Here is an 11,766-nt window from a genome sequence, read left to right on the forward strand (position 1 = left end):
CGGGTGCGGCAGCGTTTACCTACGATTTGTCCCTAAGCACTCTGCTCGTTTTTCTGACCGTCTCTTTCTTTATTTTTATCCCCGTAAAGCAGATAACCCGGTTCCGACGAAAAGAAGAAGCCAAGCCCGATCCGAAAGAAAACATTAAAGAATGTCCGGAATGCTTGCCCGAAACCCCCAAAAAAGCATCCCGCTGCAAATACTGCACCGCCGTTCTCGAAGCTCCGGCTGTGGAACGCGCTTAGCCCCCTTACAGCTCAGACAGCCTGTGCTCCTGCTTGAAATCTTAGGGAGCCTGGCTTTTTTCTTAAGAAATTATTCAGAAAAACCTCCATTTGTTCTAAAGATATTTTGGATATCCTAAGTACATCAAATCCCATTGGACGAAACAATCGGACTCTTACATTCGTTTTAAAAGTAAATTAAAAAAGAGAAACAAGGTTCGAACAGCGTCTGATTGGTTAAATTTAGAGCAACAAGGAGGGCAATGCATTCATGAGTTTCCACGCCAACGTTCAAGAAAAGGTGCTTTTTTTAAATAAATTTTTTCAATCTCCGAAAGAAATGGGGAGCGTTACACCCAGCTCCCGCTTTTTGGCCCGGGCGATGACTAAGCCCGTTCCTTGGGCGCAAGCGCAGGTTGTGGCCGAGCTCGGAGCCGGAACAGGCGCATTAACCCGGTTCATCCGGCAAGCCAAGGGACCGAAGACGAAGGTGCTGCTGTTTGAAAAGGAACAGACGCTGCGGGAGCAGCTTGCAGTACGGTTCCCGGAGTTCTCCTGTCATGCCGACGCCTGCAGTATGGGGAAGGTGCTGAACCAGCAGGGGATCGAAGGATTGGATGCCGTCATCAGCGGCCTGCCATTCTATAATTTCCCGCAACAATTGCGCGACCGGCTGATCGAGCAAATCACGTCGTCCCTTAAGCCGGGCGGCCGGTTCATCGCGTTTCAATATTCACTGCAGATGAAGCCCCAGCTCGAACAATACTTTGATATTGAGACGATCCGCTTCGTCCCGTTTAACTTTCCTCCCGCATTCGTGTATGTGTGCCGGAAGCCGGGAGGAACGCCGCAATGACTTACGATACGCTGATGCTGTGGATCGGGGAGTTCGGGTATTTGGCTTTGTTTTTCGCGCTGTGGCTCGGCATTGTTGGGATGCCGATTCCCGACGAAGTCATCGTGATGACCGGCGGTGCAGTAACGGCCAGCGGCCTGCTGCATCCCGTTCCCGCCTTTCTCTTAACCTATCTCGGCGTCGTATCGGGATTATCGCTCGGATACGTGCTCGGCCGGTACGCGGGCACCCCGGTATTGGAGCGTCTCCGAAAAAAGAAGAAAATGGATAAAGCCATCGAGCTGTCGGAAAAGCTCAATCAAAAATACGGCAGTCTGGCCTTGATCATCAGCTATTTTTTCCCCGTTGTCCGCCACGTCTTGCCATACCTCGTAGGAATGAACAAAATGTCCTTTCGCCACTATGCTCTCCTTTCCTACACGACGGGATTCGTATGGACTTTCGCCTTTTTCTTCATCGGGCGGCTGACGGCCGGTCACGCTCAAGAAATCGGTATGCTCATCTATAGCTACGGGCTCAAGCTGCTTTGGATCCCGCTGGCGCTTGCTGCCGCATGGATCCTTGTAAAGCTCGCGCAGCGCAAAAAATTGCAGGAGGGCGGTTCGATTGGAGCAGGCGAACAGCGTACTGGTAGCTGACGACGATCCGGATATCCGGGATATCATTCAAATTTATTTGCGGAACGAAGGTTATCGCGTGCTCGAAGCCGAGGACGGAGTGCAAGCCTTGAAGCTGGCCGAACGGGAGAAGGTGGACATCATCATTTTGGATATAATGATGCCCCAGATGGACGGCATTCGCGCGTGCGTGAAAATCCGGGAGAAGAGCGACGTTCCCATCATTATGCTGTCGGCCAAGGGCGAGGATCTGGACAAAATCACCGGCTTGTCCACGGGCGCGGACGACTACGTCGTGAAACCGTTTAACCCGCTGGAGCTAGTCGCCCGGGTCAAGGCCTGCCTGAGACGGCAGCACATGATCGGCAAGAAAACGGAACGCGGCCGGGTGGAGGTCGGCGACCTCGTCGTTGATCCGGCCCGTCACTTGGTGACGGTTCGCGGAAAAAAGGTCAATCTCACGCCGATCGAATTCGCGATACTGGCTCTGCTGGCGAAAAACCGGGGCCAAGTGTTTTCCGTCGATGCAATCTACGAGCAGGTGTGGAAAGAAGGCGCTTTCCATTCCGACAATACCGTCATGGTGCATATCCGCAATCTCCGGGAAAAGATCGAAGACATCCCGCGGGAACCCCGGTATATAAAAACCGTGTGGGGAGTGGGCTATAAAATTGAGTAAGGTGCGTTTGGTGAAACGGCCGTTTTCGGTCACGCTTCGCGTCAAGCTGATGCTGACATTCGTCGGATGCCTTGTGCTGAGCACGCTGACTTCGGCTTTATTGGAGTGGGGGTACCGGGAAATTAAGCCGAACGATGCGGACAATTACGATTCGATCCGAAGGACGGTGAACGAACGGCTGGCTAAGCTCGACAAGGAATGGGCGGCCCTGAGCGGACCGGACTCGGACGAACGGAGGGCGTCTTCGCTGGTCGACCAGGCCGGAGAGGGTGGCAAGCTGAGAGCATACGTAACGGACGAGTCCGGACGTGTGCTTTTTCGCTCTTCCGAAGCGCTGGAAAGCAAGCTGAGCTTGTACGAGCTGCTGATGTCGGCCAAACAGGCGAACAACAGGCAGCCGGGCGCGGCGTACACGGCGGTGCTGCCGGCGCACTATCGGGACCAGGCCGTCTATTTGATCGTTTCCAGCAAGCTGGTTCCGCAGCCGGGGAATGCGTACGAGATTAACGAAATGTTCAACTTTTTACTGTTTATCGTTCTGTTCGTGCTGTTCTTCTATGCTCTGACCTGGCGCAAAATGAGGCAGATTCGCTACATCAATCGCGGGTTGAACGATATCGCCCACGGCGAGCTGGCCGTGCGGCTGGCGACGAACAGCCGGGACGAGCTTGGCTTGGTCGCGGCCAATATCAATTCCATGGCGGAGCAACTGGCCGGGCAGCAGGAGAAGGAACGGCGTCTGGAAAAGTCGAAGATGGACTTGATCACGAACGTCTCCCACGATCTGCGGACTCCGCTTACAAGCGTCATCGGATATTTGAACCTTCTGATGAATCCTACGCACACGAATGCCGCCGAGCGGGAACGGTATCTGACGAACGCTTACAATAAAGCCAATCAGTTGAAGAAGCTGATTGACGACCTATTCGAATACACCCGGCTCTCCGGGGGAGAGACCAAGCTGGAACGGCGCGAAATTGATATTCACCATTTGCTGGAGCAATTGGTCAGCGAATTCGAGCCGATTGCGGAGCAGCGTCAGATTGCTATCGAATGCCGGCTCCCGCCAGCCCCGCTGTACGTTTTTGCAGATGCGGAAAAGCTCGTTCGCGCACTGGACAATCTGCTGATGAATGCCGTAAAATATTCCGTCGCTCCCGGCCGTGTCACCGTGACATTATCTGCCTACCCGAAGCGCGCGGCCATCGAATTCGAGAACGAAGGCCGGCCGATTACAAAGGCGCAGGAGGAGCTGCTGTTCGAGCGGTTCTATAAGGCGGACGAATCGCGGAAGGGGGATCCACTGCCTGACGGCGCAGGACTCGGGCTGTCGATCGCGCGCAACATTGCCGAGCTGCACGGAGGACGGCTGGCGTTCCGGCACGAGCAGGGGCGGTTTGTTTTTCGTCTGGAGCTGCCTCTGAACGGGTAAAGCCGGGAGCTTCGCGGGCTGCAATATTTTAACAACCGGAAATTCCGTATGTTCTTATTGACTTTACATGAATAATTTTGTACACTAACAACGTTTCATACCGTTGAAATCGACAATTTCATTTAATTTCATAGAAGCACTTCTTATCAAGAGAGGCGGAGGGACAAGGCCCGATGAAGCCCGGCAACCGTTCCATAACAGTTCGTAAATTCCGGACTGTAGGAAATCAGGTGCCAATTCCTCCAGAACCCGAGCAAGGTTCTGGCAGATGAGAGGGACATGAGTTAAACCGCTAACCCTGTACCTCGTCGTGCAGGGTTTTTTTGCGCTAAGCGAACGGCCGGTTTAACGAACAAGGGCTGTTTATTCCGGGGAGGAAAAAGATTTGATTGAGTTGAAAGGCGTTATGAAAAATTACGATGTCGGAGGCAGGCAGGTTACGGCACTGCGGAATATCGATTTGACGATCGGCAAAGGCGAGATTTTTGGCATCATCGGCCATTCGGGGGCAGGCAAGAGTACCCTGATCCGCACGATCAACATGCTGGAGCGCCCGACAGCCGGGGAAGTCGTCGTGGACGGCGTCGAGATGACGAAGCTTGGCACCGGCAAGCTTCAATTGGAGCGGCGTTCGATCGGGATGATTTTTCAGCATTTTAACCTGCTGTCGTCCGCGACGGTAGCCGATAATATTGCGTTCCCTTTGCGGCTCGCCAAGCTGCCGAAGGAGCAGATCGCCCGCCGGGTGGAGGAGCTGATCGGACTCGTCGGATTAACCGGCCACGGCACCAAATATCCGGCGCAGCTATCGGGCGGCCAAAAGCAGCGTGTCGGTATTGCCCGCGCGCTGGCGACGAATCCGAAGGTGCTGCTGTGCGACGAGGCGACGTCTGCGCTCGATCCGCAGACGACCGGCGCGATTTTGTCGCTGCTGCTGGATATTAACAAGCAGCTCGGCATTACGATCGTCCTGATTACGCACGAGATGAACGTGATTCGCACGATTTGCGACCGCGTGGCGGTCATTGACGGCGGAGAGATCGTGGAAGAGGGACTGGTGACCGATGTGTTCCTGAAGCCGCAGCACCGGACGACCAGAGAGTTCGTCGCTCAAGTTTCCGATGTGGCTGCGATCGGGTTGGAGACTTCCGGGAGCGCAGCGTCAGGCAATCGGACGCTTGTCCGGGTGACGTACATCGGAGAACAGACGTATCAGCCGGTCCTGTACGAAACGATGCGCGAGACGAACGTGCCGTTCGTCATCCTGCAAGGGACGGTATCGAAGCTCAAGGACACCCCTTACGGACAGCTTGTCGTAGAGCTGCAGGGGCAGGAAGGCGGTGCGGAGCGGGCCATCGCTCTGCTGCGAGGCCGCGGATTGGATGTGGAGGTGATTCAGCATGGATGAACTGCTTAATCTGGATTGGGGAGCGATCGGAGAGGCGACCTACGACACGTTGACGATGCTTGGCTTGTCCATGGTGTTTACCGTGCTGATCGGTCTGCCGCTCGGCATCATTCTCTTCGTTACTTCGCGGGGACAGCTTCTCGGACAGCCTGTGGTGTACGCGCTGCTGTCGCTCGTAGTCAACGTGCTGCGCTCCGTGCCGTTCGTGATTTTAATGATTATGCTTATTCCCTTCACGAGGCTGGTCGTCGGCACGTCCCTCGGGGTATCGGGCTCGATCCCGCCGCTGGTCATTGCCGCGGCTCCGTTTTTCGCCCGCCTGGTGGAGACGTCGCTGCGCGAGGTGGACCGCGGCGTCGTGGAAGCCGCGCAATCGATGGGCGCGACGTATTGGCAGATTGTGTCGCGGGTCATGCTGCCCGAAGCGCGCCCGGGCTTAATCGCCGGAGCGACGATTACGGCGGTCACGCTCGTATCGTATACGGCCATGTCGGGGGTCATCGGAGGCGGCGGTCTTGGCGACCTGGCGATCCGATTCGGCTACCAGCGTTTCCAAACGGTCGTGATGATCGTTACCGTACTGCTTCTGCTTGTGCTGGTTCAAATCCTGCAGTCGCTGGGCGACCGGCTTGTCCGGAAATTTCAGCGGAAATAAGGATTTTTATATACAAAGGAATCGATACTATAGGAAAAGGTGGAGGAATCTTACCATGAAAAAAATGATGATCACCGCATTGTCCGTCGTGATGGCCTTCTCGCTCGCTGCTTGCGGCACCAAATCCGCTCCGGACTCGGCAGCACCGCAAACCGGAGGAGCGACGCCGGCTCCCGACAAAAAAGAAGTGACGCTGAAGGTCGGCGCCACCGCCGCGCCGCATGCGGAAATTTTGAATTCCATCAAGGCGAAGCTGAAAGAGCAAGGCGTCAACCTGGAAGTAAAGGAATTCACCGATTACGTACAGCCGAATGTACAGGTATTCGAAAAGCAGTTGGATGCGAACTTCTTCCAGCACACGCCCTATCTGGAGCAATTCAACAAAGACAAAAGCATGAATCTCGTTACGGTGACCGGCGTTCATATCGAGCCGTTCGGCGGCTACTCGCAAAAAATTAAAAAGATCGACGAGCTGAAAGACGGCGCAACCGTTGCGATTCCGAGCGACCCGTCCAACGGCGGCCGCGCGCTCGCGCTGCTGGAGAAAAACAACCTGATCAAGCTCAAGGAAGGCGTTGGCGTCAAGGGAACGGTCAGAGACGTCCTTGAAAACAAGAAAAACCTGAAGTTCAAAGAACTGGAAGCCGCTATGCTGCCGCGTACCTTGGGTGAAGTCGACCTGGCGCTCATCAACACGAACTACGCGCTCGAAGCGAAGCTTGTACCGACGAAGGATGCGCTGTTCATCGAATCGAACGATTCCCCGTACGTGAACATTCTCGTATCCCGCCCGGACAACAAAGATTCCGAGGCGATGCAGAAGCTGGCTAAAGCACTCACGTCCGAAGACGTGAAGAAGTTTATCGACGAGAAATATAAAGGCGCTGTCGTGCCTGCGTTTAAATAAGTAATAGCGTGAACTGAAGCGGGACCTTTGGGTCCCGCTTTTTCGTGCTGTCCGCTAACTTGAATTTATTCGCGTTACGTCGTATTCTGCATACGAATGGATTGGAAAGGATGCGCCTTGATGACGGAACACTTAAGCATGGACTCCGATATGGTCGATCGGGCAAAAAATGGCGACCGGGAGGCATTTCAGCTGCTCATTCAGAAGCACAGAGCCCAAGCGGTTCATTGGGCCATGATGATTACAAAAGATCCTTATCTTGCCGAAGACGTAGCGCAGGATGCGATTCTCCGCTCTTTTTTACGGTTGGAGACGCTGGAGCATGCGGACCGCTTTTTGCCTTGGCTTCGAAGCATCGTACGGAACAAAGCTATAGATGTGATTCGAACATCGGGCAATCGCCGACTTGTGCTATCCGGAGATGAGTGGGATCATCCATCGGGCAACTCCGCCGATCCGGAAATTTGCGCTTTGCGTAACGATTGGATCGCTTCCATTTCCAAATTGATGGAATCGCTCACCGAACGTGACAGGCAAATTTTCGAATTGCATTTTTTTCGGCAATGGTCGCCGGAGGAGATTGCAAGCCGGTTCGAAATAAGGGTAAGCAACGTTTACAACATTTTATCGCGGGCAAAAGTCAAGCTGCAGGAACAACGCTTCCGTTATGAGACCGTTCGGTATGTGCAGGGACGAACCGCCCTCAGCAAGCCGGCCCGGACAAGCCTTCGCGTCCCCGGCTCCCGCTGCGTCTATTCTTCTTTCGGTCATATCGTCTTTGAACTGCTGCGGTATACGAAGCTGAACGGCCTTACCTTAAGCGAGGTGATGGGGCTGACCGGACAAGCATTCCGGATTCAGATGACGCCCGATGCCGGCCTCAGCAGCAGCTTGGTATATGACTGGGGGTTCGTTGCCGATCAGGCCGCTCGCGTTTTTGGCTGCAGGGCCTGTCATATTGGAAAACCAAACCGGATCCCCACGCCCGACCTGCTTTTGCGTGCGCTTCAAACGATTCAGGACACGATTGAACGAGGCATCCCCGCGCTGGTCTGGAACTTGGCGAGCTGCGAGTTCGGCATGATCTATAGCTATGATGATGACAACAGGTGCTTTACGTACCGGGATGCCAGCCATCCTTCGCTCAACATTCCGTATGAACGGCTGGGCCGTTCGACCGACAAACCCGAGCTTTTTGTCGCGTCGTTCGGGCAGCCGGCGCACTGGACGGGCGTATCCGAACGGGAAATACGTCTGGCGCTGGAGATCATCGTGACACACGCCCGGGGCAGGGAGCCGGCCGTTCCAGGCTACACTAGCGGTCTGGCTTCGTACGATGTATGGATAGAGGCATTTCGAAGCGGTCAAGCGGACCCGATCGGGCACGCTTACAATGTCGCGCTGCTTACCGAGGCCAGGGAGCATGCCGTCCGTTTCCTGGAGACGTTATCTTCGCATGCCGTATTCCGTTCCATTCCGAAGCTGGGGGAGGGCATGCAAGCTGCCGTGCATGATTTTCGAAGCGTAAACGATCTGTACCATAAGCTCTATCCTTCGTTTCCTTACGGGCTCCCCGGAGTCAACATGGATATTAGTGCACGAACGGTCGACCTCCTGCAGCGCATTAAGGCGAGCGAGGAACAAGGGATACGGCAATTGGAACGCATGTTAGAACTATTTTCGCGCCATCCGATAGAAAAAGAATGATCGGAACGTCGTAGTTGATGAAGTTCATTTTGAAAGGGGAAAATCAACCAATGAATACGTCAACGAAGGAAACAAAGCTCTTGCATGAGGTTAAATCCGCTGTGCTGCATGTCCGGGATTTGCCTCGCATGGCGGCTTGGTATGCCAAGCTTCTGGGCATGCCGCTCCAATCTTTGGACGACGACAAACCGTTCTACGAGTTCGACATGAATAATCGGGTCAATCTGATGCTGGATGATCACCGCAATATGCAAGGGCAGGAAAAATATCCGATTTGCATGATGAGAACTGCGGATATTGAAGCAGCCCGCGCATACGTCCAAGAGAACGGGATTTCGATCTCTCAAGATGTGCAGCGTCCCCATCCCGGACTCGCGTATTTCCATATTGTCGATTCGGAAGGCAATGAGATCATGATTGTGCAATCGGAGTGGATCAATCCGAATCCAGTGCGGCCGACCGTCCCCGATCACCCGATCCAAAACCGCATCAACAGCGTCGTCGTCCCCGTGACCCATCTGAAAAGAGCGACCGAGTGGTACAGCAAGCTGCTCGGCCAGCAGATCAAGCCGGATCGACAGGATGGCGGGCCGATTTATTGGTTCGATATGCAGAACGGCACGGGAATTCTGCTCGACGATAACCGCAACAACCAGGATCTTGCGGCGCTGCCGACGTTTATGCTAAAGGCTTCCAACATCCATGAAGCCTACTCGTTCATTCGAAGCACCGGCATTACAATCGTCCGCGACGTGCAGTTCGACCACTATTTTATTATCGAGGACCCGGAAGGTAACGCGGTGATGATTTGTCTGTAACAGGGGCATCCTCTGATTTGTCACGCAAACGAGGGATTGATATAATTGACATAATGATATTATCGATAGCAGAGGTCGTGACGCATGCAAAGCGAAAGACAGCCCTTGTACGTGCAAATTCAGGAGCACTTCAAGCAGCTCATCTCCTCCGGCAAACTGGCCGACGGGGACCGGATTCCTTCCGAGAAGGAGCTGATCGCGAGGTTCAACGTCAGCCGGATTACGGTGGCCAATGCGCTTGCCCAGCTTGCCAAGGACGGCTGGATTTACCGCATTCCCGGACGCGGCAGCTTCGTCGGCAGCGGAGAGGGCGCTTCGATCAGCCCTCAAGCGGGCGGAACACAGGCCGAGAAGGGAGTACAGGGCGCTGCGGCCGGTTCCCCTGCCGATCGGCCCTCTGCCGGAGTGCGCAGAATGATCGGCCTTCTCATCCCGTCCATGGCCGACTTTTTTGCGCTGCGGCTTGTACAGGGGATTGTGAGCGCGCTGAACGATACCGGCTATTATTTGGCCACCGTCCTGACGCACAATTCCAAGGAGAGGGAGCGGGAAGCGATCGTCGAGCTGACCCGCATGGGGGCGGCCGGCTTAATTATTTTCCCGGTCGATGCAGAAACGTATAACGAAGAAATATTGGCGCTCAAAATCAACAAGTTTCCGTTCGTGTTAATCGACCGCTACCTGCCCGGGGTGGAGACGAATTTCGTCTGTTCGGACAGCGCGCTTGGCGCTAAATTGGCCGTCTCGCATCTGTGGGACCTCGGGCACCGGAGAATTGCCATCTGCTCGGACTCGCCGCTGCCGACGGTATCCGTAGACGAGCGCATCGCCGGGTACATGGAGGCGCTGAAAGAGCAAGGAGCGATGATCGATCCTTCGCTGATCTTGACGGACTTTCGGATCGACGACGTCCTGTTAGACGAGCATCACCCGCTGTACCGGCATTTGCAGAGCAAATCGGCCACGGCTTATATCGCGCTGAACGCAAAGCTTGGCATTCATCTAGCGATCTTGGCCCGGCGGCTCGGGCTTCGCGTGCCCGACGATCTGTCCATCCTGACGTTCGACGATCCTTCCCCGGGGCTGGAAGAGCCCGGACGGTATACGCACGTTGCCCAATCGGAAGGGGAGATCGGAAGCCGAGCCGCAGAAATTTTGATCCGGCTGCTGGATCGCCCGCAGGACAAAGAGAAGGACCACGGGCAATATATGAAAATCATCTTAAGACCGGAGCTGGTCGTAAGAGGGTCGACCGGTCCCGTAAAGCCGTCCTAGCTTTCAGTGAATCCGTGGCAGATTGCGTTGCGGGAGCGGAACTTTATTAACACTTGCTTTCCTCTTTAACATGCTACGTTTGCAAGCCCCCGCCAAGATACATGCTTCGCGGGGCTTTTTGCCGTGCGTACGATTAAAATTTTACAGCAAATATGCATATTGATAATATATTTGATATATCGTACATTGTAGGTATATCTTAGCGATAGAAAAGGAGAACGGACATGAGATTCGAACAAGAAAAGCTAGAGCGCCGCATCAACGATTTGGCGCACGCCAGATACCGGGATCGCTTCCCGTTGACCGGCATTCGTATGGTGGAGCAAGCCGCTTCCCCGCAGGAGGCTCGGGAGCAAGCCGGAATACCGGTATCGGTCGGCATCCGCTGGGGAGGACGCGACCAGACCGCTTGGTTCGTTGGCGCGCTGACGTTCCCGGAAGCATGGAAGGACCGGGACGTCGTAGGCCTGATCCGGCTCGGCAACACGGGCGGAGGCAATTGCAGCGGCTACGAGGCGCTCGCTTATTTGAACGGGCAGCCAGCGCAGGCGCTGGACCGGAACCATGGGGAGCTGTTTATCCCGGCCGAAGCAGTCAATAAGGGCAGCGCGGAGCTGGTCGTTCAAGCCTGGAGCGGCTTGACGCCGCCGGACGCCGGGCATCAGCCGTTCGATCACCGGATCGACGAACTGGACATCGCTTGGCTCGACCCGGCCACGGACGACTTGTACTATACGGCTCTGCACGTGCTGCAAGCGGTGCGCTGCCTGGAGGACCGCAGCAACGAGAAGCACGGCATGCTGTCGGCGCTCGACGATGCGATCCAACTGCTGGATTGGCGAGCGCCGGGCTCGGAGGCTTTTTACGCTGCGGCAAAGCAGGCTTTGGCGCTGCTCAAGCAGCGGCTGGAAGAGCTGCCGCGCGGGGCGCGGCCTCAAGTGACGGCGGTCGGACACTGCCATATCGACGTCGCCTGGCTGTGGAGATTGAAGCATACGCGCGAGAAATCTGCCCGCTCCTGGTCGACCGTGCTGCAGCTGATGGACCGCTATCCGGAATATATCTTTTTCCAATCCCAGCCGCAGCTTTACGCTTATTTGAAGGAAGACTACCCGGCCATCTACGAGAAAATCAAACGGCGCGTCGCGGAGAACCGCTGGGAAGCGTCCGGAGCGATGTGGCTGGAGT

General features: G+C 55.3%; 10 protein-coding genes, 2 pseudogenes and 1 riboswitch. All 12 genes and pseudogenes read left to right on the plus strand.

Going from position 1 to position 11,766, the window contains the following annotated elements:
* Nucleotides 1-245 (plus strand): annotated as a pseudogene (locus tag QJ48_RS38420) (large conductance mechanosensitive channel protein MscL); the annotation flags it as partial.
* Between the two features lie 250 nt (nucleotides 246-495).
* Nucleotides 496-1,080 (plus strand): class I SAM-dependent methyltransferase, encoded by a 585-nt coding sequence (locus QJ48_RS00860; protein ID WP_054971784.1) that lies wholly within the window; start codon nucleotides 496-498, stop codon nucleotides 1,078-1,080.
* Complete coding sequence (locus tag QJ48_RS00865) at nucleotides 1,077-1,718, plus strand: DedA family protein (protein WP_054971792.1); 642 nt, start codon at nucleotides 1,077-1,079, stop codon at nucleotides 1,716-1,718. Before QJ48_RS00860 ends, QJ48_RS00865 begins: the two co-directional genes overlap by 4 nt.
* On the plus strand, nucleotides 1,687-2,376 hold the full coding sequence (locus QJ48_RS00870; protein ID WP_054971785.1) for a response regulator transcription factor: 690 nt from the start codon (nucleotides 1,687-1,689) through the stop codon (nucleotides 2,374-2,376). Before QJ48_RS00865 ends, QJ48_RS00870 begins: the two co-directional genes overlap by 32 nt.
* Before the next feature lies 1 nt (nucleotide 2,377).
* On the plus strand, nucleotides 2,378-3,808 hold the full coding sequence (locus tag QJ48_RS00875; protein ID WP_237762768.1) for a cell wall metabolism sensor histidine kinase WalK: 1,431 nt from the start codon (nucleotides 2,378-2,380) through the stop codon (nucleotides 3,806-3,808).
* Between the two features lie 140 nt (nucleotides 3,809-3,948).
* A riboswitch (SAM riboswitch) is annotated at nucleotides 3,949-4,083 on the plus strand.
* Nucleotides 4,084-4,193: 110 nt separating this feature from the next.
* Nucleotides 4,194-5,216, plus strand: a complete 1,023-nt coding sequence (locus tag QJ48_RS00880; RefSeq protein WP_054971787.1) for a methionine ABC transporter ATP-binding protein — start codon at nucleotides 4,194-4,196, stop codon at nucleotides 5,214-5,216.
* Complete coding sequence (locus QJ48_RS00885; RefSeq protein ID WP_036690760.1) at nucleotides 5,209-5,871, plus strand: methionine ABC transporter permease; 663 nt, start codon at nucleotides 5,209-5,211, stop codon at nucleotides 5,869-5,871. Before QJ48_RS00880 ends, QJ48_RS00885 begins: the two co-directional genes overlap by 8 nt.
* A 55-nt stretch (nucleotides 5,872-5,926) precedes the next feature.
* Nucleotides 5,927-6,778 carry a MetQ/NlpA family ABC transporter substrate-binding protein gene (locus tag QJ48_RS00890; protein ID WP_054971788.1) on the plus strand — a complete coding sequence of 284 codons (852 nt, stop codon included), beginning with the start codon at nucleotides 5,927-5,929 and terminating at the stop codon, nucleotides 6,776-6,778.
* Between the two features lie 120 nt (nucleotides 6,779-6,898).
* Nucleotides 6,899-8,485 (plus strand): RNA polymerase sigma factor, encoded by a 1,587-nt coding sequence (locus tag QJ48_RS00895; RefSeq protein WP_054971789.1) that lies wholly within the window; start codon nucleotides 6,899-6,901, stop codon nucleotides 8,483-8,485.
* 50 nt (nucleotides 8,486-8,535) lie between these two features.
* Nucleotides 8,536-9,303, plus strand: a complete 768-nt coding sequence (locus QJ48_RS00900) for a VOC family protein (protein WP_054971790.1) — start codon at nucleotides 8,536-8,538, stop codon at nucleotides 9,301-9,303.
* A gap of 84 nt (nucleotides 9,304-9,387) precedes the next feature.
* Nucleotides 9,388-10,578, plus strand: coding sequence for a substrate-binding domain-containing protein (locus QJ48_RS00905; RefSeq protein ID WP_054971791.1), 1,191 nt, complete (start codon nucleotides 9,388-9,390; stop codon nucleotides 10,576-10,578).
* 224 nt (nucleotides 10,579-10,802) lie between these two features.
* Nucleotides 10,803-11,766, plus strand: a pseudogene (locus QJ48_RS00910) (alpha-mannosidase); the annotation flags it as partial.

The organism is Paenibacillus sp. A3 (assembly GCF_001399685.1).
Taxonomy (GTDB): Bacteria; Bacillota; Bacilli; order Paenibacillales; family NBRC-103111; genus Paenibacillus_G.

Excerpts from the sequence above, each read along its gene's own strand:
- QJ48_RS00895 (WP_054971789.1), top strand. The coding sequence starts at position 6,899 with ATGACGGAACACTTAAGCATGGACTCCGATATGGTCGATCGGGCAAAA.
- QJ48_RS00860 (WP_054971784.1), top strand. The coding sequence starts at position 496 with ATGAGTTTCCACGCCAACGTTCAAGAAAAGGTGCTTTTTTTAAATAAA.
- QJ48_RS00885 (WP_036690760.1), top strand. The coding sequence starts at position 5,209 with ATGGATGAACTGCTTAATCTGGATTGGGGAGCGATCGGAGAGGCGACC.
- QJ48_RS00890 (WP_054971788.1), top strand. The coding sequence starts at position 5,927 with ATGAAAAAAATGATGATCACCGCATTGTCCGTCGTGATGGCCTTCTCG.
- QJ48_RS00900 (WP_054971790.1), top strand. The coding sequence starts at position 8,536 with ATGAATACGTCAACGAAGGAAACAAAGCTCTTGCATGAGGTTAAATCC.
- QJ48_RS00905 (WP_054971791.1), top strand. The coding sequence starts at position 9,388 with ATGCAAAGCGAAAGACAGCCCTTGTACGTGCAAATTCAGGAGCACTTC.
- QJ48_RS00865 (WP_054971792.1), top strand. The coding sequence starts at position 1,077 with ATGACTTACGATACGCTGATGCTGTGGATCGGGGAGTTCGGGTATTTG.